Below are 26,714 nucleotides of genomic sequence, written 5' to 3'. Positions count from 1 at the left end.
CTCCCGCCATTGCAGCGATAAATGCTTGTGGCATAACAAGGGCATCTTTAATCAGATCGGCAAGGTCAAAAACGAGGCCGCCGCGACGGGTTTTACCGTGCATTACTGCTAAACCGTGTGGGATCCCGGTTACCCACGCCGCCACTGCCGCCAGGCCATACGCCAGATAATTACCCTGATCGAGGAAGCGGTTGGCCATATCAACTCCGCCACCCCGTTTTGCACGAGTAAAGTCGCCGTAGCCCACGGTTTGACTCACCATTTTGTAGAGTGCTTTGGTCAATTTCGCCTCTACGAGCATAAGCTGCGTATGGCTTTCTGCCATGTCTATTTCTTCACGAGTGCGATTTAGCAGAGTCTGCAGTGCATTAGCATCAGGCTGAAAGGCGTGTTCACGCTGCATTTTCGCGCTGGTCCAGTGCTTATCAATATGTGTCAGGCGGATTAACTGAAAACGTTTCGCAGCGGCAAGTCGTTTATCTTCAGCAAACCAAAAAGAAACCCACTGCTGAAGATATTCAGTAGGACGATATTCGCTTTGCGGACTGAGCCAGGAGACATCAACATCAACTTCATTTGCCGAATACAGCGGCGTGCCATCCGTACCACAAAAACCCACCATCACTCCAGCATGGGCAAATTCACGCATCGCCGCCTGAGTAACGGACGTTCCCATCCCCAACATCAACGCCGTGGTATTCGCAATGGGGATATTCCAGTAATACGACTCCTTGCCTTCACTGGTGACATACTCCACTCGCCCACCATTCACCTGCACCCGGCATTTTTCCAGATAATAAATATTGGCACGCCTGGAGTGGAGAATGGTTTTGAGATCAGAAGGAGTAAGGTAATTTGAAGACATAAACACATCCTGTGATTATTTTTATTTGAAGGAGTTAGGATTAGTACAGCATTGATTTCTGTGTGAGAAATTGATTCTCGTCGCAATTATCACAATTGTTATTGTGTGTCACAGCTAATGGTTCGGAGTTGAGAGCGCCATAACGCAGCTAAATTTCTGCCATCATCGTATTTGTGAAACTGCCTGTACGGCAGTGAACACATTTCAACCTTTGTTACTCGCCATAAGTGCTTTCTAAGCTGCCTGTACGGCAGTGAACGGAACCAGTCCAGGCGATACGAGGCGATTAGATTTCTAAGCTGCCTGTACGGCAGTGAACACTTTGTCCAGATTCTTCATAAGAAAATCATTTTTCTAAGCTGCCTGTACGGCAGTGAACAATATCGCGGCTCCCGTTCAATACCGATAAACTTTCTAAGCTGCCTGTACGGCAGTGAACGGTGTCAGGCTCGCCGATGTGCGCGCGCAGGCTTTCTAAGCTGCCTGTACGGCAGTGAACCTTCGGTCATCTGAATAATCAGCATATCCGACTTTCTAAGCTGCCTGTACGGCAGTGAACGAATATTTTGGCTTACCCGCGACGCTATCACCTTTCTAAGCTGCCTGTACGGCAGTGAACCGGTGCTCCGCACATCAGGGACCGTTCTTATTTTTCTAAGCTGCCTGTACGGCAGTGAACCGCAGCCTGCTGCGCGCTGTGCATGACTGCGCTTTCTAAGCTGCCTGTACGGCAGTGAACGCGGTAAATCCCCACGTCGGCTTATTGGGGTTTTTCTAAGCTGCCTGTACGGCAGTGAACAACTACAACGCGGCGCAGGCGGGGAGGATTGATTTCTAAGCTGCCTGTACGGCAGTGAACGGCAGTGACGCCGGGAAAATCGGGCGCATAAATTTCTAAGCTGCCTGTACGGCAGTGAACCTGAACTATCTGCGCCAGTTTCGAATCAAACTTTTCTAAGCTGCCTGTACGGCAGTGAACGTTCGCACGTTTTAACTACTGCCGTTTCGGTTTTTCTAAGCTGCCTGTACGGCAGTGAACTAGCCCCCTGCACATCTTCGCGAACACACAACTTTCTAAGCTGCCTGTACGGCAGTGAACACCATCCGTGACTGGATGCGTGGTGTCCGGGATTTCTAAGCTGCCTGTACGGCAGTGAACCCATATTATCAACCTGATGTTTTACATCATTACTTTCTAAGCTGCCTGTACGGCAGTGAACCAGATGACCGGCTCGCTGCTGTTTCTGACGTATTTCTAAGCTGCCTGTACGGCAGTGAACTCAAATACTACACGTTTAGCCCGTTGTTAATAAAGCAAAACCATCTCATTTTCCTGCTGCCACCCTTTTTTATCCTTACCGTCCAGCAGCACTAATTATCAACAACTTACCATCATCATCAAAAAAAGGGGCTGAACCTCCCCCACCCCATAAACAAAAAGTCCGTAACCCCTGACGAGATTACGGACTTCACCAACCTACTTAACAATCTGATTAATGCGCTGCTTCCGCTTTGTGCTTTTGTGCACTCTGGAACCCGTAGGTCAGCTCATTTTTCTCTTTATCCAGCGCAACAGTGACCTGACCGCCATCCACCAGCGAGCCAAACAGCAGTTCGTTAGCGAGCGGTTTCTTCAGGTTGTCCTGGATGACGCGAGCCATCGGACGTGCGCCCATTGCCCGGTCGTAACCTTTCTCAGCCAGCCAGTTACGTGCTTCCTGGCTCACTTCCAGAGAAACACCTTTCTGATCCAGTTGAACCTGCAACTCGACAATGAATTTATCAACCACCTGATGGATCACGTCGGTTGAGAGATGATCGAACCAGATAATATTGTCGAGACGGTTACGAAACTCTGGCGTAAAGATCTTTTTGATCTCTTCCATCGCATCGGTGCTGTTATCCTGGTGGATAAGCCCAATCGATTTACGCTCGGTTTCACGTACCCCGGCGTTGGTAGTCATCACCAGCACCACGTTACGGAAATCGGCCTTGCGTCCGTTGTTATCGGTCAGCGTGCCGTTGTCCATCACCTGCAACAGGATATTGAACACGTCCGGATGCGCTTTCTCGATTTCGTCCAGCAGCAGCACCGAGTGCGGATGCTTGATGACCGCATCGGTCAGCAGCCCCCCCTGATCAAAACCGACGTATCCCGGAGGCGCACCAATCAGGCGGCTGACAGTGTGACGTTCCATATACTCGGACATATCAAAGCGCAGAAGCTCAATGCCGAGGGCTTTGGAAAGCTGCACCGTGACCTCGGTTTTGCCGACCCCGGTTGGACCAGCAAACAGGAACGAACCGACCGGTTTATGTTCGTGGCCTAAACCCGCACGCGCCATCTTGATGGCTTCGGTAAGCGCCTCAATGGCTTTATCCTGACCGAAGACCAGCATTTTCAGGCGATCACTGAGGTTTTTCAGAGTATCGCGGTCACTCTGAGAAACACTCTTCTCTGGGATACGTGCGATACGCGCCACCACGGACTCAATATCCGCCACATTGACCGTTTTCTTGCGCTTGCTTACCGGCATCAGACGTGCGCGAGCGCCCGCTTCGTCGATAACGTCAATCGCTTTGTCCGGCAGATGACGATCGTTAATGTATTTCACCGCCAGTTCTACCGCCGCACGCACCGCTTTCGCGGTATAACGCACGTCGTGGTGCGCTTCATACTTCGGTTTCAGACCGTTGATGATTTGAACGGTTTCTTCGATCGACGGTTCAGTAATATCGATTTTCTGGAAGCGACGCGCCAGAGCACGATCTTTCTCGAAAATGTTGCTGAACTCCTGATACGTCGTCGAACCTATAACGCGAATTTTACCGCTGGAGAGCAGTGGTTTAATCAGGTTAGCCGCATCCACCTGACCGCCAGAAGCTGCGCCTGCGCCGATGATGGTGTGGATCTCATCGATAAACAGGATGCTGTTGGTATCCTGCTCCAACTGTTTGAGCAACGCTTTGAAACGTTTTTCAAAGTCGCCGCGATATTTAGTTCCCGCTAACAGGGAACCGATATCCAGAGAGTAAATCGTACAGTCAGCCATCACTTCCGGTACATCGCCCTGGACAATACGCCAGGCGAGACCTTCCGCAATCGCAGTTTTACCAACGCCAGACTCGCCAACCAGCAGTGGGTTGTTTTTACGGCGGCGACAGAGAACCTGAATGGCGCGCTCCAGCTCCTTCTCACGACCAATCAGCGGGTCGATTCCTCCCACGCGCGCAAGCTGGTTCAGGTTCGTCGTGAAATTCTCCATACGGTCCTCCCCACCAGCTTGTTCTTCACTGCCGGGCTGGTTTCCTGGTTCAGAAGACTGAGATGGCTCGTCTTTACGCGTGCCATGAGAAATAAAGTTCACCACATCAAGACGGCTGACTTCATGTTTGCGCAACAGATAGGCAGCCTGTGACTCCTGTTCGCTAAAGATAGCAACCAGAACATTCGCACCGGTAACCTCACTGCGACCGGAGGACTGAACATGGAAGACCGCACGTTGCAGTACACGCTGAAAACTCAGCGTCGGCTGCGTGTCACGCTCCTCTTCACTGGCAGGCAGAACGGGTGTGGTTTGTTCAATAAAGGCTTCCAGTTCCTGACGGAGCGCCACCAGATCCACGGAACATGCTTCCAGCGCCTCCCGAGCCGACGGGTTACTGAGCAATGCCAGTAACAAGTGCTCGACGGTCATAAACTCATGACGGTGCTCGCGCGCTCTGGCGAAAGCCATGTTTAAACTGAGTTCCAGTTCTTGATTGAGCATAGGCACCTCCCCCAATTTTTATGCCTGCATTCAGGCTTTTTCCAGCGTACACAGCAATGGATGCTCGTTCTCCCTTGCGTACTTGTTCACCATCGCCACTTTGGTTTCTGCAACCTCGGCGGTAAAGATTCCGCAAATGGCCTTCCCCTGGTAGTGAACAGCGAGCATCAATTGCGTTGCACGTTCTACATCATAAGAAAAGAATTTTTGTAACACGTCAATAACAAACTCCATCGGAGTGTAATCATCATTGACTAATATCACTTTATACATAGATGGCGGTTTTAGCGCGTCACGCACTTTTTCTTCCGCCAGTTGATCAAAGTCCAGCCAGTCGTTCGTTTTACCCATTGTCAGTTATCATCTTCGGTTACGGTTATCGGCAGAACGCTCTGCCGCTGACAAGAGCTTATTTGCCTGACCAATCTACTCCACATAATAGATAATTATCATCTATCGTTGGCATCAGCGACATCAGTCACATTACTGTCAATAGCGTTAACTGCTTCAAATTTTTGATGCATACCTACCCCCAGGCCCCTGTCAAACGCTTGACGACTCGCCCTATTTCTCTAAATTGTATTTCTAGAGTTGGCGAGGTTTTGAACAGCTCCCTCTCTGACCCCGGTTTATTCCATCTTACTTGTATAAGATTTGCGAAGGATGTCGAAGCATGGAAAAGGGTACTGTTAAGTGGTTCAACAATGCCAAAGGGTTTGGTTTCATCTGCCCTGAAGGCGGCGGCGAAGATATTTTCGCTCATTATTCCACCATCCAGATGGATGGTTACAGAACGCTAAAAGCTGGGCAATCCGTTCAGTTTGATGTCCACCAGGGGCCAAAAGGCAATCATGCCAGTGTCATTGTGCCCGTCGAAGTAGAAGCTGCAGTCGCATAGCTCTTCTGTCTCATTGTGTACATCCTACAGGCAAAATGCCAGCCCGATCGGCTGGCATTTTTATCTCAAATATTACTCCCGTGCCAGAGCATCCACTGGATCCAGTTTTGCCGCATTTCGCGCAGGCAGCCAGCCAAATAAAATCCCGATAACGGTTGAACAAAGAAACGCCAGTAGCAGTGCCAGCGGAGAAAAACCAATTTCCCAACCGGGTAAAAAAAGCTGCAATGTGAAAGCGATTAACAGTGACAGCGTTATCCCCAGCGCACCACCCACCAGACAAACCAGCACGGCTTCAATCAGAAATTGTTGCAACACATCGCTGGCGCGCGCGCCCACGGCCATGCGGATACCAATTTCCCGCGTCCGCTCTGTCACCGATACCAGCATAATATTCATGACGCCAATGCCGCCCACCACCAGCGAAATCACCGCCACCAGTGTCAAAAACAGTTGTAAAGTACGTGTGGTCTTTTCGACCGTTTTCAAGACACCGTCCATGTTCCAGGTGAAGAAATCCTTTTTGCCGTGGCGCAGCGACAACAAACGGGTGAGTTGCTGTTCAGCTTCAGCGCTGTCAAAGCCTTCTTTCACTCTTACGGTAATGGAGTTAAGCCACGACTGCCCCATAACCCGCCCGGACATGGTGCTGTAAGGCAACCACACGCGCAGCACTTTACTACTGCCAAACATCGACTGTTTCTCTTCCGCCACGCCGATGACCCTCGCTGGCATATTACCGACAAGAATCACCTCGCCAACCACATCCGCTTTATGCGGAAAAAGCTGACGGCGGGTATTACTGTCGAGAACAACTACCTGCGCGCGACCATTCAGTTGCTCCTGATTAAAGGTGTTCCCTTCGCTGAAAGTCATACCATAAACATTAAAATAGTCCCCGCTTACGCCGTTGGCGCTGGCAGCAACATCAACATTGTTATAACGCAGGCGCAGGTTTTGCGAGACGGCGGGTGTGGCAGAAGCGACCCACGGTTGTTTTTGAATGGCGATTAAATCGTCGTACTTCAGCGCCTGCTGATATTGCGGATCGTCATCGCCAAAATCTTTCCCAGGATAGACATCAATAGTATTAGTACCAATAGAACGAATATCCGCCAGTACCATTTGTTTAGCCGCGTCGCCCACCACGACAATAGATACCACCGACGCAATACCGATAATAATCCCCAGCATGGTCAGTAAAGTACGCATTTTATTGGCTGCCAACGCGCGCCACGCCATCGTCAGCGCCTCGTTAAAACCGCTGACGAACTGCCGCCAGCCAGACGCTGTTTTGACACCCGGTTCGCTGTTGGCTGCAGCAGTATTTTTTTCAATAGCAGGTGGATTACGCACGATTTCGCCGTCGTGAATTTCGATCACTCGCTCTGCCTGGGCGGCAACCTGCGGATCATGAGTGACGATAATCACCGTGTGCCCGCGATCGCGCAACTGATGCAGGACAGTCATCACCTCTTCACCGGAATGGCTGTCCAGCGCGCCTGTCGGTTCATCAGCGAGGATCACCTGCCCACCGTTCATCAACGCACGGGCGATACTGACTCGCTGTTGTTGACCACCGGAAAGCTGAGCAGGGTAATACTCTGCGCGCTCTTCCAGCCCCAGTCGTTGCAGTAATTGCCGGGCGCGCAGCAGTCGCTGTTTACGCTCAAGGCCAGCATAGACGGCGGGAACTTCAACGTTCTGCTCGGCGGTTAAATGCGAAAGCAGGTGGTAACGCTGAAAAATAAAGCCAAAATGCTCGCGACGGAGCTGCGCCAGCGCATCGGCGTCCAGCGTGGCAACATCCTGACCAGCGACGCGATAGGTGCCGCTTGTGGCTTTATCCAGGCAGCCGAGGATATTCATCAGGGTCGATTTACCAGAACCCGAAGCGCCGACAATCGCCACCATCTCTCCGGCATAAATATCCAGAGTGATCCCCTTCAGCACCTCAACCTGCTCATCTCCCGCGGGATAGCTACGGCGAATATCCTTCAATTCGAGCAAAGGCGTCATTGCGCAGCTCCTGGTTTGGCCTCACCAATCACCACTTCTTCGCCCACTTCCAGCCCTTTGACAATCTCAACATCGGTATCGTTACGTGCGCCAATCGTTACTTCACGCTCGCGCGTTTCTCCATTACGTAGCAGTTTGATCTTATAGCGGTTATCGCCAACCGGATCGCCTAACGCCGACAGTGGGATTGTCAGCACGTTTTTCACATCAGTGAGCTGAATGTGCACCTGTGCAGTCATATCCAGCCGCAACAGACCATCGGGGTTTGGTACTTCAAAACGGGCGTAATAGAAAATAGCGTCGTTGACCTTTTCCGGTGTTGGTAACACATCTTTAATCTGCCCTTCATAGCGCGTCAGCGGATCGCCAAGCACCGTAAACCAGGCTTTTTGCCCCGGCTTCAGGTGGATAACATCCGCTTCAGAAACCTGCGCTTTTACCAGCATGGTACTCATATCTGCCAGCGTCAAAATGTTCGGCGCTTGTTGTGCGGCAATCACCGTCTGCCCTTGCAGGGTAGTGATTTGCGTGACTTCCCCGGCCATCGGAGCAACGATGCGGGTGTAATCGAGATTGGTTTTAGCTGTGTCGAGAGAGGCCTGATTGCGTTTGATTTGCGCATCAATGGTGCCAATCTGCGCCTGTTTAACAGCCATTTCAGTCGCAGCAGTGTCGAGATCCTGCTGTGAAACGGCCTGCGTTTGCGCCAGTCGTTGCTGGCGAGAGTATGTCACCCGAGCCAGTTTCAGTTCTGCTTCCGCCTGCTGACGTTGTGCGCGCAGCTCCATCAGCGTCGCTTCCACTTCCTTGATCTGGTTTTCAGCCTGTTCTGGATCAATAACGCCTAAAAGCTGATCTTTTTTCACTTTATCGCCAATCGCCACCGACAGCGTTTTCAACTGACCGCTAACCTGCGCGCCAACATCAACTTTACGCAACGCGTCGAGCTTTCCGGTCGCCAGCACGCTTTGCTGCAAATCACCGGGGCGCACTATCAATGTCTGATAAGTTGGCACCGGCGCATTGAGAATTTTCCACAATGCAACCAACCCGGCAATGACTATCACCAGCGCAATAACGTAACGCTTCTTAATGTTTCTTCGCTTTTTCATAAATATATTGAGTACTCCATACGCGCATCCGGGCGTTGTTAACATCAACAAAATATCAACAAAACCCTAAAATTTCCGTTAGTAATCACATTATTGATGTTTGGTTAAGATTTCCGATGGTGAAATCGACGCTATGTATAATCATTGATTTTGTGAATATGTCACAACTTACTGAACGGGCTTTTACGCCATCTGAATCTCTTAGCAGCATGTCTCTTTTCCTTAGTCTGGCTGGTGGCCAGTGGCGACCAGGTAAATTCTGGCATCGCCGTAGCTTTCGCCAGAAATTTTTGCTGCGCTCTTTGATTATGCCGCGTTTAAGCGTTGAGTGGATGAACGAACTATCCCACTGGCCGAACCTCAATACGCTGTTAACACGCCAGCCGCGACTGCCTGTTCGTCTGCATCGCCCTTACCTTGCCGCCAATCTTAACCGCAAACAATTACTGGAGGCGTTACGTTACCATTATGCATTGCTGCGTGCCTGCATGTCGGCGGAAGAATTCAGCTTATATTTGAATACCCCCGGGCTGCAACTGGCGAAGCTGGAAGGAAAAAACGGCGAGCAGTTCACGCTTGAACTGACCATGATGATCTCAATGGATAAAGAAGGTGACAGCACGATCCTGTTCCGTAACAGCGAGGGCATCCCTCTGGCAGAGATCACCTTCACTCTGTGTGAGTACCAGGGAAAAAGAACGCTGTTTATTGGTGGACTGCAAGGCGCGAAATGGGAAATTCCGCACCAGGAAATCCAGAATGCGACGAAAGCCTGCCACGGTCTGTTTCCAAAACGTCTGGTGATGGAAGCGGTCTGTCTCTTTGCCCAACGCTTACAGGTTGAGCAGATTATTGCCGTCAGCAATGAAACGCATATTTATCGCAGCCTGCGCTATCGCGATAAAGAAGGAAAAATCCATGCGGACTATAACGCGTTCTGGGAGTCGGTTGGCGGCGAATGCGATGCCGAACGGCATTACCGACTTCCTGGTCAGATAGTACGAAAAGAAGTTGCTGAAATAGCCAGTAAAAAACGAGCTGAATACCGTCGCCGCTATGAGATGCTCGACGCTATTCAGCCACAGATGGCAACGATGTTTCGCGGTTAATCTGCCCGACCGCGCGCCAGCCACAGCACGCGCGAGAACATTTTTTTCAGCAATGCCGGTACGGACTCCACACCACGGCGTCCGGCCTCCATTGCAACCTCAATGGCGAGATCGGGTTTGGAAGAGCGATGGATCGCCTTCGAGATGATTTTGCGCAGATTCATCGGTACATTTTCCGGGATTTGCGCCACGCGATGGAATACATCGGAAAATCCCTGGCGATACATAAAATGCTCCATATCCAGCGCCGGTAATGCCGTTAAATGCTCTCGTTCAGCTTCCCGATCGTTATTCAACAGGCTGCGCACCGTAGCGGCATACTTCTTCCCGGCTTCATCGCCATCGACCAGCACATGCCACTCAATCCCCATCCTGCGGGCAAATTTAACCAGCGGTTTTAATCCTGACTGGGCAAATTCAATGACCTTGATCCCTTCAGCATCAAAATGATGCCCACACTGGCGCGCCAGTTCGTTAATAACCCAGGTTTCTGTTTCCCCTTCCACCAGCAACCAACAACGGGCAAACAGCGATGACGGACGGTTAAAACGAATGTGAAAGGATATGCGTCGGCTATCTTCGGTACTCAAGCCACTCGGCCCCAGACGCCATGCGGCAACACGAGAAGATTCACGCACCAGACGGCAAACATGCTCTACCGGCGTTAACGAAAGCAGCTCGCCAGAGTTGGTGGTAGCAATACGCTGCAATGGCAGAAGGTTCAACAGATGCCAGGCGACTGAAAGCATAATCGGATGCAGGCGCGTTTCCGGATCTTCTATCAACAATAACGGACGCGCGTCTTTATCCAGCCGCAATGTGCCTTTTGCCTGTAGCAAAGTCGCAAATAGCCCAAGCAAAATAACCCGATACGAACGACCTCCAGGCCGGTCAATCATCCGGTTGATGATATCCAGATAACGCCAGCTCCGTTGCTCATTGCTGGCCCGCCGCCGCATTAAGCGGTATCTTGCCTGCCCGGCTCCCTGCTCCGAAAAATAATGCTCAAGCAGTTGCACCATTGCCGAAAGCCCCTGACGAATCTGTCCGTCAGTAAGATTTTGTGGATGTGAGGATAATTCACGGGCAAGAAAATCCAACTGGCGCGCGGTAACTTCCACATTGGGCACATTTGGTACAGTTCCGTTGCGAATACGGCGCATAAAGCGGGCATCACGCAAGCGCAGAACAGGCATCAACCGCACCAGATGACGCGCCTGATCGTTAATATCATCAACCTCAATCGGATGCCCGTCTTTATCAAGAAAACTGCGCAGCGTCATCACGCTGCCATCTTCCGCACACTCCCCTTCCAGACGATAAAAAATGCGGTGATAACCATCGACGCACGGCGTCCAGCATGTTTCAAGTGGGCGATAACGGCGAACACGATGCCGCCCTGGCAGCGATTCACGAAAGGTCAGAATGATATGCAGATGGTGTTCCCGGCCATTGATATCGCCCGGCGGAAACCAGAAATCGTCGCGTTCAAAATGGTAGAGATCTGATTCTGGCGATAGCAGTAGGGTTAGCGCATCCAGCAAACTGGATTTACCCCACGCGTTCTCCCCAATCAGGACGTTGTTTTGTTCCAGCATCAACGATAGTCGGTTGATACCACGAAAGCCCACAATTTCAACGCGCTCAAGAATCATATCCCCTCCAGAAATATGTTACTTATCCTTTACTCCGGCAGTATAACGGGAAAGCCCCCAGGAATACGTGATGACATCACACTTAAGCATGGCAAATGTCTGAAAAATGAGCGAATAATTGTGTCAGACGCCCTCTCACTGATTTCCCCCAAAAAACAATAAAATCAAATGATTAATCTTGTGTATTATTTTTATTACCCCCAAAGGTTTAATTTCGTGGTTTGCACTACACTGTCAATCAGGCAAATGACTATATGGGGGAACCCTCATTTGTTCTAAATCAAAATTACTGGATTTATTTATCTGGCGAATGACTCAGCTTCGTTTTTAAAATACCCACGCATTATTTCTGTCGTCACTTTTTTACGACGACCCTATAAAACGACCATATTTTTCACAGGGTCAATTTTTAATTGAGGTGGATATGTTCAGAAAATTAGCAGCAGAATGTTTTGGTACTTTCTGGCTTGTATTTGGTGGCTGCGGTAGCGCTGTGCTGGCGGCAACATTTCCGGAATTAGGTATTGGCTTTGCTGGTGTCGCGCTGGCGTTTGGTCTGACAGTACTGACCATGGCCTTCGCTGTTGGTCATATTTCTGGTGGTCATTTTAACCCGGCAGTCACTATTGGTTTATGGGCTGGCGGTCGTTTCCCGGCAAAAGAAGTCGTTGGCTACGTCATTGCCCAGGTTGTTGGCGGTATTGTTGCGGCGGCACTGCTGTATTTAATCGCCAGCGGTAAAGCCGGATTTGACGCGGCGGCCAGCGGTTTTGCGTCTAACGGTTATGGTGAGCATTCACCTGGCGGCTATTCCATGCTTTCTGCATTGGTTGTTGAACTGGTATTGAGCGCTGGTTTCTTGCTGGTGATCCACGGTGCGACCGACAAATTCGCGCCGGCGGGTTTTGCGCCGATTGCCATTGGTCTGGCATTAACGCTGATTCACTTAATCAGTATTCCGGTCACTAACACCTCCGTTAACCCGGCGCGCAGCACTGCGGTTGCTATCTTCCAGGGTGGCTGGGCGTTAGAACAACTGTGGTTCTTCTGGGTAGTGCCCATTGTCGGCGGTATTATTGGTGGTCTGATTTACCGGACACTGCTGGAAAAACGCGATTAATTAACACAGAAGGCCTGACGCAATGTCAGGCCTTCTCATTTGCATAACGTTTCCTTTTAATTGCAACTTTACTCATCCTTCCGCTTTCAGTAGTGTGTCATCGCGCATTTCGATTTCTTCTTTGCAAGGGCTGAGTTTTCATGTTTTCTGGGCTGTTAATCATTCTGGTGCCACTCATTGTGGGTTACCTCATTCCGCTTCGCCAAAAAGCTGCGTTAAAACGCATTAATCAGTTATTAAGCTGGATGGTCTATCTCATTCTCTTTTTTATGGGTATTAGCCTGGCGTTCCTTGATAATCTCGCCAGTAATTTGCTGGCGATCCTGCATTATTCCGCCGTCAGTATTACCGTTATTTTGCTATGCAATATTGTCGCCTTGCTGTGGCTGGAGCGTGGTTTGCCATGGCGTAATCACCACCAGCAAGAGAAATTACCGTCACGTATTGCGATGGCACTGGAGTCGCTAAAACTGTGCGGCGTAGTAGTGATTGGTTTTGCCATTGGCCTTAGCGGATTAGGTTTCTTACAACACGCCACTGAAGCCAGCGAATACACGTTAATTCTGTTACTTTTCCTCGTCGGTATTCAGCTACGCAATAATGGCATGACCTTAAAGCAGATTGTCCTTAATCGCCGGGGAATGATTGTCGCTGTGGTAGTGGTTGCCAGTTCATTAATTGGCGGTTTAATTAACGCCTTTATTCTTGATCTCCCTATCAACACCGCGCTGGCAATGGCCTCCGGTTTCGGCTGGTATTCTCTTTCCGGTATATTGTTGACCGAATCTTTTGGCCCGGTAATCGGTAGCGCAGCGTTTTTTAATGATCTGGCACGAGAGCTGATCGCCATCATGCTAATCCCCGGCCTTATCCGTCGCAGTCGCTCAACGGCGCTGGGTTTGTGCGGTGCCACATCGATGGATTTCACCCTGCCCGTTCTTCAGCGTACAGGTGGTCTGGAGATGGTCCCGGCGGCGATTGTTCACGGTTTTATTCTTAGCCTGCTGGTGCCCATTCTGATCGCCCTTTTCTCCGCGTAATACCTCTCTGGCGGTAGAACCCTGCCGCCAAAATTGCGCTAAATCAATCTCCCTTAAAGTTGCAACAAAAATCCCTTTTATCCCCGCGTTAAGCGTCTTAACCTTAAACATGTATATTAAATATAACTTTAAAGGTGTGATCATGTTTTGTGTGCAATGTGAACAAACTATCCGTACTCCGGCAGGAAACGGCTGCTCATACGCGCAGGGGATGTGTGGTAAAACGGCGGAAACCTCTGACCTTCAGGACTTACTGATTGCGGCGCTGCAAGGGCTTTCTGCCTGGGCGGTAAAAGCACGTGAATACGGCATCATCAACCACGACGTAGACAGCTTCGCGCCGCGTGCATTTTTCTCAACGCTGACTAACGTTAACTTCGATTCTCCTCGTATTGTCGGCTACGCCCGTGAAGCGATTGCCCTGCGTGAGGCGCTGAAAGCACAATGCCTGGCAGTAGATGCAAACGCCCGCGTCGATAACCCGATGGCTGACTTGCAACTGGTGAGCGATGATCTCGGTGAACTGCAACGTCAGGCGGCGGAATTTACGCCAAATAAAGATAAAGCAACGATTGGCGAAAATATTCTCGGCCTGCGTCTGCTCTGCCTGTATGGTCTGAAAGGTGCGGCGGCCTATATGGAACACGCTCACGTTCTCGGTCAGTACGACAACGATATTTACGCCCAGTACCATAAAATCATGGCATGGCTGGGAACCTGGCCTTCCGATATGAACGCACTTCTCGAGTGTTCCATGGAAATCGGCCAGATGAACTTCAAAGTGATGAGCATTCTGGATGCAGGCGAAACCGGTAAATACGGTCATCCGACACCGACTCAGGTCAACGTCAAAGCTACAGCGGGTAAATGCATTCTGATTTCCGGTCACGATCTTAAAGATCTCTATAACCTGCTGGAACAGACCGAAGGCACGGGCGTTAACGTCTACACCCACGGCGAAATGTTGCCTGCTCACGGCTACCCGGAGCTGCGTAAATTCAAGCATCTGGTCGGTAACTACGGCAGTGGCTGGCAGAATCAACAAGTTGAGTTCGCTCGCTTCCCTGGCCCTATCGTGATGACCTCTAACTGCATCATCGACCCAACCGTCGGCGCTTATGACGATCGTATCTGGACCCGCAGCATTGTTGGCTGGCCGGGCGTGCGTCATCTGGATGGTGAAGATTTCTCTGCGGTCATCGCCCAGGCGCAACAAATGGCGGGCTTCCCGTACAGCGAAATTCCGCATCTGATCACCGTAGGTTTTGGTCGTCAGACGCTGCTTGGCGCAGCCGATACGCTGATTGATCTGGTGAGCCGTGAAAAACTGCGTCATATCTTCCTGCTTGGCGGCTGTGACGGTGCCCGTGGTGAACGTCACTATTTCACCGATTTCGCTACCAGCGTGCCGGATGACTGCCTGATCCTGACGCTCGCCTGCGGTAAATATCGCTTTAACAAACTTGAGTTTGGCAATATCGAAGGTCTGCCGCGTCTGGTGGATGCCGGCCAGTGTAACGATGCATACTCAGCGATTATTCTGGCTGTCACCCTGGCAGAAAAACTGGGTTGCGGTGTCAACGATCTGCCACTCTCGCTGGTACTCTCCTGGTTTGAACAGAAGGCAATTGTTATTCTGCTGACGCTGCTTTCTCTGGGCGTGAAAAATATCGTCACCGGCCCGACTGCACCAGGCTTCCTGACCCCAGACCTGCTGGCGGTGCTGAATGAGAAATTCGGCCTGCGTTCTATCACCACTGTTGAAGAAGACATGAAGCAACTGTTGAGCGCGTAAGGAGTTTATCGATGACGATGCCAACGAATCAATGCCCGTGGCGGATGCAGGTTCATCACATTAAGCAAGAAACACCGGATGTGTGGACGCTTTCCCTGATTTGCCACGATTACTATCCGTATCGCGCCGGGCAATATGCGCTGGTCAGCGTGCGTAACTCAGCAGAAACGCTGCGTGCGTATACCATTTCCTCCACGCCAGGCGTGAGTGAATACATCACCCTGACCGTGCGGCGGATTGATGACGGTGTCGGCTCCCAGTGGCTGACTCGCGAGGTGAAACGCGGTGACTATCTCTGGCTTTCGGATGCGATGGGGGAATTTACCTGCGACGATAAAACAGAAGAGAAATTCCTGTTACTGGCAGCAGGCTGCGGTGTCACACCAATTATGTCGATGCGTCGCTGGCTGGCGAAAAATCGTCCGCAGGCCGATGTACAGGTGATCTACAACGTGCGCACACCGCAGGATGTCATTTTTGCCGACGAATGGCGCAACTATCCGGTGACGCTGGTGGCAGAAAATAACGTCAGCGAGGGCTTTATCGCTGGTCGCCTGACTCGCGAACTGCTGGAAAGCGTTCCTGACCTGGCTTCGCGTACCGTGATGACCTGTGGCCCGGCTCCGTATATGGATTGGGTGGAACAGGAAGTGAAAGCACTTGGCGTAACACGCTTCTTTAAAGAGAAGTTCTTCACGCCGGTGGCGGACGCTGCGACCAGTGGTCTGAAATTCACCAAATTACAACCGGCACAAGAATTTTATGCCCCGGTTGGCACCACGCTGCTGGAGGCGCTGGAAAGCAATAAAGTTCCGGTCGTCGCCGCCTGTCGTGCGGGTGTTTGCGGCTGCTGTAAAACAAAAGTAATTTCTGGCGAATACACGGTGAGCAGCACCATGACGCTGACTGACGCCGAAATCGCTGAGGGTTACGTGCTGGCCTGTTCCTGCCATCCGCAGGGAGATATGGTTCTCGCGTAATCGCATTATGCCCGATGATATTCCTGTCATCGGGCAATTTAACTGTTAGTGCCTCCTTTTTCTCCCATCCCTTCCCTCTCCGTCAGATGAACTAAACTTGTAACCGTTATCACATTCAGGAGACGGAAAACCATGAAACAAACGGTTGCAGCTTATATCGCTAAAACGCTCGAATCGGCTGGGGTGAAACGTATCTGGGGAGTGACGGGCGACTCGCTTAACGGCCTCAGCGACAGCCTTAATCGTATGGGCACTATCGAGTGGATGTCCACCCGCCATGAAGAAGTCGCGGCCTTTGCCGCTGGCGCTGAAGCCCAGCTTTCAGGAGAACTGGCGGTCTGCGCCGGATCGTGTGGGCCAGGCAACCTGCACTTAATCAACGGCCTGTTCGACTGTCATCGTAATCACGTTCCGGTACTGGCGATTGCCGCCCATATTCCTTCCAGCGAAATTGGTAGCGGTTATTTTCAGGAGACCCACCCGCAAGAGTTATTCCGCGAATGTAGTCACTATTGCGAGCTGGTTTCCAGCCCGGAGCAGATCCCGCAAGTACTGGCGATCGCCATGCGCAAAGCGGTGCTTAACCGTGGCGTTTCGGTGGTCGTTTTACCGGGCGATGTGGCGTTAAAACCTGCGCCAGAAGGGGCAACCACCCACTGGTATCACGCGCCACTGCCAATAGTGACGCCGGAAGAAGAAGAGTTACGCAAGCTGGCGCAACTACTGCGTTACTCCAGAAATATTGCACTGATGTGCGGCAGCGGCTGCGCGGGCGCGCATAAAGAGTTAGTAGAGTTTGCCGGGAAAATTAAAGCGCCAATCATCCATGCTCTGCGTGGTAAAGAACATGTCGAATACGATAATCCGTATGATGTCGGAATGACCGGCTTAATCGGTTTCTCATCGGGTTTTCATACCATGATGAATGCCGACACTTTAGTGCTTCTCGGCACCCAATTCCCCTACCGCGCGTTCTACCCGACCGATGCCAAAATTATTCAGATCGATGTCAATCCTGCCAGCATTGGCGCACACAGCAAGGTGGATATGGCGCTGGTGGGCGATATCAAATCAACCCTGCGAGCACTTCTGCCATTGCTGGAAGAAAAAACCGATCGCAAGTTCCTGGATAAAGCGCTGGAAGATTACCGCGATGCCCGTAAAGGGCTGGACGATTTAGCCAAACCGAGCGAGAAAGCGATTCACCCGCAATATCTGGCTCAGCAAATTAGCCATTTTGCTGCCGATGATGCCATCTTTACCTGTGACGTCGGCACACCAACGGTATGGGCTGCGCGTTATCTGAAAATGAACGGTAAGCGTCGCTTGTTAGGTTCGTTTAACCACGGTTCGATGGCTAACGCCATGCCACAGGCGCTGGGCGCGCAGGCAACCGAGCCAGAACGTCAGGTAGTCGCCATGTGCGGTGATGGCGGTTTTAGTATGTTAATGGGCGATTTCCTCTCGGTGGTACAGATGAAACTACCGGTGAAAATCATCGTCTTTAACAACAGCGTGCTGGGCTTTGTGGCGATGGAGATGAAAGCTGGTGGTTACCTGACAGATGGCACTGAACTGCACGACACCAACTTTGCCCGCATTGCCGAAGCGTGCGGTATTACGGGCATCCGCGTAGAGAAAGCCGCTGAAATCGACGAAGCCCTGCAACGCGCCTTCTCCATCGACGGTCCTGTACTGGTGGATGTGGTCGTCGCGAAAGAAGAGTTAGCTATTCCACCGCAGATTAAACTCGAACAGGCCAAAGGTTTTAGCCTGTATATGTTGCGGGCGATCATTAGCGGACGCGGTGATGAAGTGATCGAACTGGCGAAAACAAACTGGCTAAGGTAAAAAGGGTGGCATTTCCCGTCATAATAAGGACATGCCATGATTGATTTACGCAGTGATACCGTTACCCGACCGAGCCGCGCCATGCTAGAAGCGATGATGGCCGCCCCGGTTGGGGACGACGTTTATGGAGACGACCCTACCGTTAATGCTCTGCAGGACTACGCGGCAGAGCTTTCCGGTAAAGAAGCCGCCATTTTTCTGCCTACCGGCACCCAGGCCAACCTGGTCGCTCTGCTCAGTCACTGCGAACGCGGCGAAGAGTATATTGTCGGTCAGGCAGCACATAACTATTTGTTTGAAGCCGGTGGTGCTGCGGTGCTGGGCAGCATTCAGCCGCAACCCATCGATGCGGCTACCGACGGCACGCTGCCATTGGATAAAGTGGCGATGAAAATCAAACCTGACGATATCCACTTCGCCCGCACAAAGTTGCTTAGTCTGGAAAACACCCACAACGGCAAAGTACTACCGCGTGAATACCTGAAACAGGCATGGGAATTTACCCGCGAGCGCAATCTGGCGCTGCACGTTGACGGCGCTCGCATCTTTAACGCCGTGGTGGCTTATGGCTGCGAACTGAAAGCGATCACGCAATATTGTGATTCGTTCACCATATGTCTGTCGAAAGGTCTTGGTACGCCGGTAGGTTCGCTACTGGTAGGCAATCGTGATTACATTAAACGAGCCATCCGCTGGCGGAAAATGACCGGTGGCGGGATGCGTCAGTCCGGGATCCTGGCGGCCGCCGGGATGTATGCGCTGAAAAATAACGTCGCGCGTTTACAGGAAGACCACGACAATGCCGCCTGGATGGCAGAGCAACTGCGTGAAGCGGGCGCTGATGTGATGCGCCAGGACACCAATATGCTGTTTGTTCGCGTCGGGGAAGAAAATGCTGCTGCGTTGGGTGAATACATGAAAGCGAGAAACGTGCTGATTAACGCCTCACCGATTGTTCGCCTGGTAACACATCTCGACGTCTCGCGTGAACAACTGGCTGAAGTCGCCGCCCACTGGCGCGCTTTCCTGACGCGTTAAGGAGCAAGACGTGCCGCAACGCATTTTAGTTCTCGGTGCCAGTGGCTACATTGGTCAGCATCTGGTGCGCACACTCAACCAGCAAGGGCATCAGATCCTGGCGGCGGCACGTCATGTCGACAGGCTTACAAAGCTACAACTGGCTAATGTCAGTTGCCATAAAGTCGATCTTAGCTGGCCGGACAACCTTACGGCCTTGTTAAAAGATGTTGATACCGTCTATTTTCTGGTGCACAGCATGGGCGAAGGCGGTGATTTTATCGCTCAGGAACGCCAGGTTGCTCTCAACGTCCGTGATGCGCTGCGTGAAGTGCCGGTTAAGCAAGTCATCTTTCTTAGTTCATTGCAGGCTCCGCCCCATGAGCAATCGGATCATCTGCGCGCCCGTCAGGCCACGGCGGATATTTTGCGTGAAGCCGATGTGCCTGTTACTGAATTGCGTGCCGGAATTATCGTCGGAGCCGGGTCAGCGGCGTTCGAAGTCATGCGCGATATGGTTTACAACCTGCCAGTGCTAACACCACCGCGCTGGGTTCGTTCACGTACCACACCCATCGCGCTGGAAAACCTGCTGCACTATCTGGTGGCGCTGTTAGACCATCCGGCCTGCGAACATCGGGTATTCGAAGCCGCCGGACCACAGGTGCTCAGCTATCAACAGCAGTTTGAACATTTTATGAGCGTGAGCGGCAAACACCGCGGGTTAATCCCCATCCCTTTCCCCACCCGCTGGATTTCGGTGTGGTTTCTCAATGTGATTACCTCCGTACCGTCCACCACCGCAAGTGCGTTGATTCAGGGACTGAAACACGATCTGCTGGCGGATGACACCGCCTTACGCGCGCTCATTCCACAACCGCTGATCGCTTTTGATGACGCTGTGCGTCGCACGTTGAGAGAGGAAGAAAAGCTCGCCAACTCCAGCGACTGGGGATATGACACTCAGGCCTTTGCCCGCTGGCGACCAGAATACGGTTATTTCGCCAAACAGGCGGGTTATACCGTTAAAACCTCCGCCAGCCTTCAGGCTTTATGGCGGGTAGTGAATCAAATCGGCGGTAAAGAACGTTACTTCTTTGGCAATATTTTGTGGCAGACCCGGGCGTTGATGGACCGCGCAATAGGTCACAAACTGGCGAAAGGTCGCCCCGAGCGAGAATATTTGCAAACCGGCGATGCGGTGGATAGCTGGAAAGTGATTGTCGTCGAGCCTGAAAAACAGCTTACCTTATTGTTTGGTATGAAAGCGCCAGGACTTGGGCGACTTTGTTTTACTCTCGAAGATAAAGGCGACTATCGCACTATTGATGTCCGCGCTTTCTGGCACCCGCACGGGATGCCAGGGCTGTTTTACTGGCTGTTCATGATCCCCGCACATCTGTTTATTTTTCGCGGGATGGCAAAACGAATCGCCAGACTGGCAGAACAAAGCACAGATTAATCGAAAAAAACCTGCGTTATTCTTTCATGTTTCCCATTGCATCAAGGATGAAATCACGGAAGAATGCGCACGTCGTTTTTATCAACAACAGTGGAATGATATGAAGGTACTGGTTACCGGCGCCACCAGCGGCTTAGGTCGAAACGCGGTTGAATTTTTATGCCGAAAAGGCATCAGCGTAAGAGCGACCGGTCGCAATGAAGCGATGGGTAAATTGCTGGAGAAAATAGGCGCAGAGTTTGTCCAGGCAGATCTGACTGAACTGGTCTCATCGCAGGCAAAAGTAATGCTCGCAGGCATTGATACGCTGTGGCACTGTTCCAGCTTTACCTCGCCGTGGGGAACGCAGCAGGCTTTCGATCTGGCAAACGTTCGCGCCACTCGCCGCTTGGGTGAATGGGCTGTCGCCTGGGGCGTACGTAATTTTATTCATATCTCTTCACCGTCACTGTACTTCGACTACCACCACCACCGCGACATCAAAGAAGATTTTCGTCCGCACCGCTTCGCCAACGAATTTGCCCGCAGCAAAGCCGCCAGTGAAGAGGTCATCAATATGCTTTCGCAGACAAATCCACAAACGCGCTTTACCATTCTGCGCCCACAAAGCCTGTTTGGGCCGCACGATAAAGTCTTTATTCCCCGTCTGGCGCATATGATGCACCACTACGGCAGCATCCTGTTACCCCACGGCGGCAGCGCACTGGTCGATATGACTTACTATGAAAATGCGGTGCACGCTATGTGGCTGGCGAGCCAGGAAGCGTGCGATAAACTGCCTTCTGGTCGTGCGTATAACATTACCAACGGCGAACATCGCACTCTGCGCAGTATCGTGCAGAAATTGATCGACGAACTGAATATTGATTGCCGTATCCGTTCGGTGCCTTACCCGATGCTGGATATGATTGCCCGCAGTATGGAGCGTTTAGGACGCAAGTCAGCAAAAGAGCCGCCGCTAACCCATTACGGCGTCTCCAAGTTGAATTTTGACTTTACGCTGGATATTACGCGAGCACAGGAGGAGCTGGGGTATCAGCCGGTCATCTCGCTGGATGAAGGTATCGAGCAAACTGCTGCCTGGCTGCGCGACCACGGAAAACTGCCGCGCTAGTCCTGGCCGTATTTCTCCAGTAGGGCTTCGGCAATCGCCTGAGTTTCTGCATCCGCTTCGCCGTTATATAACGTCGGGCGGAAGTGCATCTGAAACGCCATAATGACTCGCTGCTGCTCGCGCGGCGTCATTTCAGGTTTTACGTCATAGCCGTAGCGCGCCAAAAGCTCCAGTAACGATGCTGTTTCTACCGGCGTGTGTGGTGCGCGTCCGGCCAGATAAAAGCTAACGCGCGATGCATCCGGCCAGGCACCAATCCCCTGCTGCGCCAGTTGCTGCCACGGAAATAACGGGCCAGGATCGTCCTTGCGCTGTGGGGCTATATCCGCATGTGCCACCACATTCTCTGGTTTGATGTGATAGCGGGCGATAATCTCTTTCGCCAGTGGAATGAGCGCCTGAATCTGCGCCGGTTCAAACGGCGCAAAATATTTCACCCCCGCCGATTTTTGCCAGCCACGATTTTCCAACTCAATACCAATAGAGGTGTCGTTAATTCGTGTTGCTCCGCGCCAGGCGCTGATCCCCGCATGCCAGGCCAGTTCCTGTTCCGGCACCAGTTGCCAGATACGTGGTTTGCCGTTGTAACGCGGCGGCACGGCAGGCACCAGATAATGCGAGCTGACCTGCTTATCGGTCAGTGTCGCCAGCGAAGAATCGAAGTCATCTGCAGTGTAATGGATCACCAACACTTTGATACGAGGATACGCTGCCTGTGCCTGACGTCGGGTATCGAGCTGGTATCCCTCCTTCTCAACAATTCCTTTTTCTCCTGCGCACCCTGCCAGTAACAGAACCGCAGCAACCAGCCAGAAGATTCTTCTCATCGACGCGTTTTCACCGCTGTTCCGCTGACGCTGACCATCAGCATACTGCCGTTTTGCCCGACCGTTTCATAGTCGATATCAATGCCGACCACTGCGTCAGCACCCAGCGCCCGTGCCTGATCGCCTAACTCTTCAAACGCAATCTCCCGTGCTTTACGCAGTTCTTTTTCGTAAGCCCCGGAGCGTCCGCCGACGATATCGCGGATGCCCGCAAAGAAATCGCGAAAAATATTGGCACCTAAAATCGCTTCGCCCGTCACCACACCGCAATATTCAACGATGGTCTGACCTTCAAGTGCTGGGGTTGTGGAAAATTGCATGACCGCTCTCCTTGTTTGCTAAGCCTTCGATCTCAAAAGCATTATCGGACTGATACGCTATTATTGAAAGGATATCATTATTATCGTAGAACGCTTTCAAGGTGTTCGCTTATAAGGAAATCATTATGCGCTACAGCAAATTGACCATGCTTATCCCTTGCGCACTGTTACTCAGTGCTTGTACCACCGTTACGCCAGCCTATAAAGACAATGGCACTCGCACAGGTTCTTGCGTCCAGGGCGGCCCTGACAGCGTGGCTCAGCAATTCTATGACTACCGTATTCAGCATCGCAGTAACGACATTACCGCTCTGCGCCCGTATTTGAGCGATAAACTGGCGGCACTGCTCAGCGATGCCAACCGCGATAACAACCATCGCGAATTGTTAAGCAGCGATCCGTTCTCCAGCCGTACTACCTTGCCTGATAGCGCCCGAGTCGCCAGCGCATCGACCATCCCGAATCGCGATGCGCGCAATATTCCGCTGCGCGTAGATCTGAAACAAGGCGATCAGAGCTGGCAGGATGAAGTATTGATGATTCAGGAGGGGCAATGTTGGGTTATCGATGATGTGCGCTATTTAGGTGGCAGCGTTCACGCCAAAGCGGGAACATTACGTCAGTCCGTTGAGAACCGTTAATCCCTTGATCAGATTATAACCCCCATAAATTGTCCGGCATTCTGCGAGGAATGCCGACATTTATGCTCGCCGCCCATCACCCTCGTTATTTTGTGCTATGTTTAGTGAATAATGTGCTTTGCTTTTAACTTTTAAAGCAGAAATATTGCATAATTATTCTTTCAAAGGTACTATCTTCGACCTCAATAGCTATCAGACTGCCAGTATACGAGAGTCAATGAGTATTCAATTAAACGGCATTAATTGCTTCTACGGCGCACATCAGGCGCTGTTCGATATCACGCTGGATTGCCCGCAGGGCGAAACGCTGGTGTTACTTGGCCCCAGCGGCGCGGGGAAAAGCTCGCTGCTGCGTGTACTCAATCTGCTTGAGATGCCGCGCTCCGGTACGCTCAACATTGCAGGCAATCATTTCGATTTCACCAAAACACCGTCTGACAAAGCGATTCGCGACCTGCGTCGTAACGTTGGTATGGTGTTTCAGCAATACAATCTGTGGCCGCATCTCACCGTGCAGCAAAACTTGATCGAAGCACCCTGCCGCGTACTCGGCTTGAGTAAAGATCAGGCGCTGGCTCGTGCAGAAAAACTGCTGGAACGTCTGCGTCTCAAACCTTATAGCGATCGTTATCCACTGCACCTTTCTGGTGGCCAGCAACAACGTGTTGCTATCGCCCGAGCGCTGATGATGGAACCGCAGGTGTTGCTGTTTGATGAGCCGACCGCCGCACTGGACCCGGAAATTACGGCGCAAATCGTCAGTATCATTCGTGAACTGGCGGAAACCAACATTACCCAGGTGATCGTCACCCACGAAGTTGAAGTCGCGCGTAAAACCGCCAGCCGTGTGGTGTATATGGAAAACGGTCACATCGTAGAGCAAGGCGACGCGAGCTGTTTTACCGAGCCGCAAACCGAAGCATTTAAAAACTATCTCTCTCACTAAGATTCGGGATAACGACAATGAAAAAAGTTCTGATTGCCGCGTTAATTGCAGGTTTTAGTCTTTCCGCCACAGCCGCTGAAACCATTCGTTTTGCTACCGAAGCATCCTATCCTCCGTTTGAATCGATGGATGCGAATAACCAGATCGTCGGGTTTGACGTTGACCTGGCGCAGGCGTTGTGTAAAGAGATCGATGCGACCTGTACTTTCTCTAACCAGGCGTTTGACAGCCTGATCCCGAGTCTGAAATTCCGTCGTGTGGACGCCGTTATGGCGGGTATGGATATCACTCCTGAGCGTGAAAAACAGGTACTGTTCACCACCCCGTACTATGACAACTCTGCACTGTTTGTTGGTCAGCAAGGCAAATACACCAGCGTTGATCAACTGAAAGGCAAAAAAGTCGGCGTGCAGAACGGGACGACGCACCAGAAATTCATTATGGATAAACATCCGGAAATCACCACTGTTCCATATGACAGCTACCAGAACGCGAAACTGGATCTACAAAATGGCCGTATTGACGGCGTATTCGGTGACACCGCAGTGGTAACCGAATGGCTGAACAATAATCCCAAACTGGCACCAGTTGGCGACAAAGTGACCGATAAAGATTACTTCGGTACTGGCCTCGGTATTGCGGTACGTCAGGGCAACACTGAACTGCAGCAGAAATTCAACGCTGCGCTGGAAAAAGTGAAGAAAGATGGCACTTACGAAACCATCTACAACAAATGGTTCCAGAAGTAATTCCTGATGAATGAATTTTTTCCTTTAGCAAGCGCCGCCGGGATGACCGTCGGCCTTGCCGTTTGTGCATTGATTGTCGGTCTGGCGCTGGCGATGTTCTTCGCGGTGTGGGAGTCAGCAAAATGGCGTCCTGTCGCGTGGGCAGGTTCGGCGCTGGTAACGATTCTGCGCGGCCTGCCAGAAATTCTGGTAGTGCTGTTTATCTATTTTGGTTCTTCGCAGCTACTACTGACACTTTCGGATGGCTTCACCATCAACCTTGGGTTCGTACAGATCCCGGTGCAGATGGACATAGAGAACTTCGACGTTAGCCCGTTCCTCTGCGGGGTGATCGCCCTGTCCCTGCTGTATGCTGCCTATGCCTCGCAAACCCTGCGCGGTGCACTGAAAGCGGTGCCGGTGGGTCAGTGGGAGTCTGGTCAGGCGCTGGGGCTGTCGAAATCGGCTATATTTTTCCGTCTGGTGATGCCGCAGATGTGGCGTCATGCGCTGCCTGGTCTCGGCAACCAGTGGTTGGTACTACTGAAAGATACCGCGCTGGTCAGTTTGATTAGTGTGAATGATTTAATGCTGCAAACCAAAAGCATCGCCACCCGTACCCAGGAACCATTTACCTGGTACATTGTGGCGGCGGCGATTTACCTGGTGATTACCCTGTTGAGCCAGTACATTCTCAAACGCATTGATCTGCGCGCGACACGTTTTGAGCGGAGACCTGGCTGATGCTTGAGTATTTACCTGAACTGATGAAAGGGCTGCATACCAGCCTGACGCTGACGGTCGCCTCGCTGATTGTGGCGCTGATTCTGGCGTTAATTTTTACCATCGTCCTGACGCTGAAAACACCGGTGCTGGTGTGGCTGGTGCGGGGTTACATCACGCTGTTTACCGGTACGCCGCTGCTGGTGCAGATCTTCCTGATTTACTACGGACCGGGCCAGTTCCCGACGTTGCAGGAGTATCCGGCGCTGTGGCATTTGCTGTCGGAACCGTGGTTGTGTGCACTGATTGCGTTATCGCTGAATAGTGCCGCGTATACCACGCAACTGTTTTACGGAGCAATTCGTGCGATCCCGGAAGGTCAGTGGCAATCCTGTAGCGCCCTGGGGATGAGTAAAAAAGATACGCTGGCGATCCTGCTGCCGTATGCATTTAAACGCTCGCTCTCTTCTTATTCCAACGAAGTGGTGCTGGTGTTTAAAAGTACCTCGCTGGCTTACACCATTACGCTGATGGAAGTGATGGGATACAGCCAGTTGCTGTACGGACGCACCTACGATGTGATGGTGTTTGGCGCGGCGGGGATTATTTACCTGATCGTTAACGGCCTGCTGACGTTGATGATGCGCCTGATCGAGCGTAAAGCGCTGGCGTTCGAGCGCCGGAATTAATGTGGCTGCATTGATAACGTGCTAATGCCGGAT

The 26,714-nt window shown here is 51.7% G+C and carries 24 protein-coding genes and 1 CRISPR repeat array; of the genes, 15 read left to right on the top strand and 9 right to left on the bottom strand.

Going from position 1 to position 26,714, the window contains the following annotated elements; translation table 11 throughout:
- From cas1f to BEA93_RS25675, 4 genes are all read right to left on the bottom strand, one after another.
- On the bottom strand, positions 1-865 hold an 865-nt coding region (cas1f, locus tag BEA93_RS08855; RefSeq protein WP_105267651.1), incomplete at its 3' end, for a type I-F CRISPR-associated endonuclease Cas1f.
- Between the two features lie 171 nt (positions 866-1,036).
- Positions 1,037-2,145: a CRISPR direct-repeat array (repeat unit 28 nt; unit sequence TTTCTAAGCTGCCTGTACGGCAGTGAAC).
- Positions 2,146-2,358: 213 nt separating this feature from the next.
- Positions 2,359-4,635 (bottom strand): ATP-dependent Clp protease ATP-binding subunit ClpA, encoded by a 2,277-nt coding sequence (gene clpA, locus BEA93_RS08850; RefSeq protein ID WP_000934071.1) that lies wholly within the window; start codon positions 4,633-4,635, stop codon positions 2,359-2,361.
- Positions 4,636-4,665: 30 nt separating this feature from the next.
- Positions 4,666-4,986 (bottom strand): ATP-dependent Clp protease adapter ClpS, encoded by a 321-nt coding sequence (gene clpS / locus BEA93_RS08845; RefSeq protein ID WP_000520777.1) that lies wholly within the window; start codon positions 4,984-4,986, stop codon positions 4,666-4,668.
- A gap of 98 nt (positions 4,987-5,084) precedes the next feature.
- Positions 5,085-5,159 carry a hypothetical protein gene (locus tag BEA93_RS25675; protein ID WP_212741843.1) on the bottom strand — a complete coding sequence of 25 codons (75 nt, stop codon included), beginning with the start codon at positions 5,157-5,159 and terminating at the stop codon, positions 5,085-5,087.
- Positions 5,160-5,308: 149 nt separating this feature from the next.
- Here BEA93_RS25675 and cspD point away from each other — a divergent pair, with 149 nt between their 5' ends.
- On the top strand, positions 5,309-5,533 hold the full coding sequence (gene cspD / locus BEA93_RS08840) for a cold shock-like protein CspD (RefSeq protein ID WP_000410785.1): 225 nt from the start codon (positions 5,309-5,311) through the stop codon (positions 5,531-5,533).
- Positions 5,534-5,605: 72 nt separating this feature from the next.
- Here cspD and macB read toward each other — a convergent pair whose 3' ends face one another.
- Both macB and macA read right to left on the bottom strand, forming a co-directional pair.
- The gene (macB, locus tag BEA93_RS08835; RefSeq protein WP_105224597.1) at positions 5,606-7,552 is read right to left on the bottom strand and encodes a macrolide ABC transporter ATP-binding protein/permease MacB; all 1,947 of its coding nucleotides are present in this window, start codon (positions 7,550-7,552) and stop codon (positions 5,606-5,608) included.
- Entirely contained in the window at positions 7,549-8,664 is a 1,116-nt protein-coding gene (gene macA, locus BEA93_RS08830; RefSeq protein ID WP_000747340.1) for a macrolide transporter subunit MacA, read from the bottom strand. The genes macB and macA overlap by 4 nt, the downstream gene beginning before the upstream one ends.
- A 158-nt stretch (positions 8,665-8,822) precedes the next feature.
- Here macA and BEA93_RS08825 point away from each other — a divergent pair, with 158 nt between their 5' ends.
- On the top strand, positions 8,823-9,773 hold the full coding sequence (locus BEA93_RS08825) for a VirK/YbjX family protein (protein ID WP_133053296.1): 951 nt from the start codon (positions 8,823-8,825) through the stop codon (positions 9,771-9,773).
- Here the strand turns inward: BEA93_RS08825 and BEA93_RS08820 are convergent.
- The gene (locus BEA93_RS08820) at positions 9,770-11,428 is read right to left on the bottom strand and encodes an ATP-dependent endonuclease (protein WP_000599821.1); all 1,659 of its coding nucleotides are present in this window, start codon (positions 11,426-11,428) and stop codon (positions 9,770-9,772) included. The two genes, BEA93_RS08825 and BEA93_RS08820, sit on opposite strands and share 4 nt — an antisense overlap.
- A gap of 424 nt (positions 11,429-11,852) precedes the next feature.
- Between BEA93_RS08820 and aqpZ the strand changes: the two genes are divergently transcribed.
- The 8 genes from aqpZ (at position 11,853) to BEA93_RS08780 (ending at position 21,807) form a co-directional block, all read left to right on the top strand.
- A complete protein-coding gene (aqpZ, locus tag BEA93_RS08815) occupies positions 11,853-12,548 on the top strand; it encodes an aquaporin Z (RefSeq protein WP_001516085.1) in 696 nt (231 codons plus the stop codon).
- 140 nt (positions 12,549-12,688) lie between these two features.
- The gene (lysO, locus tag BEA93_RS08810; protein WP_000491126.1) at positions 12,689-13,588 is read left to right on the top strand and encodes an L-lysine exporter LysO; all 900 of its coding nucleotides are present in this window, start codon (positions 12,689-12,691) and stop codon (positions 13,586-13,588) included.
- A gap of 142 nt (positions 13,589-13,730) precedes the next feature.
- Entirely contained in the window at positions 13,731-15,383 is a 1,653-nt protein-coding gene (gene hcp, locus BEA93_RS08805) for a hydroxylamine reductase (protein ID WP_000458827.1), read from the top strand.
- An 11-nt stretch (positions 15,384-15,394) separates the two neighbouring features.
- Positions 15,395-16,363 (top strand): NADH oxidoreductase, encoded by a 969-nt coding sequence (gene hcr, locus BEA93_RS08800; RefSeq protein WP_001516083.1) that lies wholly within the window; start codon positions 15,395-15,397, stop codon positions 16,361-16,363.
- 132 nt (positions 16,364-16,495) lie between these two features.
- On the top strand, positions 16,496-18,214 hold the full coding sequence (gene poxB, locus BEA93_RS08795) for a ubiquinone-dependent pyruvate dehydrogenase (protein WP_000815343.1): 1,719 nt from the start codon (positions 16,496-16,498) through the stop codon (positions 18,212-18,214).
- A gap of 36 nt (positions 18,215-18,250) precedes the next feature.
- Positions 18,251-19,252, top strand: coding sequence for a low-specificity L-threonine aldolase (gene ltaE / locus BEA93_RS08790; RefSeq protein WP_000566404.1), 1,002 nt, complete (start codon positions 18,251-18,253; stop codon positions 19,250-19,252).
- A 10-nt stretch (positions 19,253-19,262) separates the two neighbouring features.
- Positions 19,263-20,693, top strand: coding sequence for an SDR family oxidoreductase (locus tag BEA93_RS08785; protein ID WP_001136516.1), 1,431 nt, complete (start codon positions 19,263-19,265; stop codon positions 20,691-20,693).
- 100 nt (positions 20,694-20,793) lie between these two features.
- Positions 20,794-21,807 (top strand): NAD-dependent epimerase/dehydratase family protein, encoded by a 1,014-nt coding sequence (locus BEA93_RS08780; protein ID WP_000866894.1) that lies wholly within the window; start codon positions 20,794-20,796, stop codon positions 21,805-21,807.
- Here BEA93_RS08780 and amiD read toward each other — a convergent pair.
- Positions 21,804-22,634, bottom strand: a complete 831-nt coding sequence (gene amiD / locus BEA93_RS08775; RefSeq protein WP_001516080.1) for an N-acetylmuramoyl-L-alanine amidase AmiD — start codon at positions 22,632-22,634, stop codon at positions 21,804-21,806. The two genes, BEA93_RS08780 and amiD, sit on opposite strands and share 4 nt — an antisense overlap.
- Entirely contained in the window at positions 22,631-22,954 is a 324-nt protein-coding gene (locus tag BEA93_RS08770) for a heavy metal-binding domain-containing protein (protein WP_105224598.1), read from the bottom strand. Before BEA93_RS08770 ends, amiD begins: the two co-directional genes overlap by 4 nt.
- Before the next feature lie 125 nt (positions 22,955-23,079).
- Between BEA93_RS08770 and BEA93_RS08765 the strand changes: the two genes are divergently transcribed.
- From BEA93_RS08765 to artM, 5 genes are all read left to right on the top strand, one after another.
- Positions 23,080-23,595 (top strand): lipoprotein, encoded by a 516-nt coding sequence (locus tag BEA93_RS08765; RefSeq protein WP_001516079.1) that lies wholly within the window; start codon positions 23,080-23,082, stop codon positions 23,593-23,595.
- Positions 23,596-23,812: 217 nt separating this feature from the next.
- Positions 23,813-24,541, top strand: a complete 729-nt coding sequence (artP, locus tag BEA93_RS08760) for an arginine ABC transporter ATP-binding protein ArtP (RefSeq protein ID WP_000027205.1) — start codon at positions 23,813-23,815, stop codon at positions 24,539-24,541.
- A gap of 17 nt (positions 24,542-24,558) precedes the next feature.
- Positions 24,559-25,290: an arginine ABC transporter substrate-binding protein ArtI gene (artI, locus tag BEA93_RS08755; RefSeq protein ID WP_000756581.1), complete on the top strand. Its 732-nt coding sequence runs from the start codon at positions 24,559-24,561 to the stop codon at positions 25,288-25,290.
- Between the two features lie 6 nt (positions 25,291-25,296).
- Positions 25,297-26,013: an arginine ABC transporter permease ArtQ gene (artQ, locus tag BEA93_RS08750; RefSeq protein ID WP_001001690.1), complete on the top strand. Its 717-nt coding sequence runs from the start codon at positions 25,297-25,299 to the stop codon at positions 26,011-26,013.
- On the top strand, positions 26,013-26,681 hold the full coding sequence (gene artM, locus BEA93_RS08745) for an arginine ABC transporter permease ArtM (RefSeq protein WP_000895404.1): 669 nt from the start codon (positions 26,013-26,015) through the stop codon (positions 26,679-26,681). Before artQ ends, artM begins: the two co-directional genes overlap by 1 nt.
- The last annotated feature ends 33 nt before the right edge of the window (positions 26,682-26,714 follow it).

Origin of the sequence: Escherichia sp. MOD1-EC5950 (assembly GCF_002965345.1) — a bacterium.
Lineage (GTDB): Bacteria > Pseudomonadota > Gammaproteobacteria > Enterobacterales > Enterobacteriaceae > Escherichia > Escherichia marmotae.
This window is presented reverse-complemented; position numbering and strand designations above follow the sequence as displayed.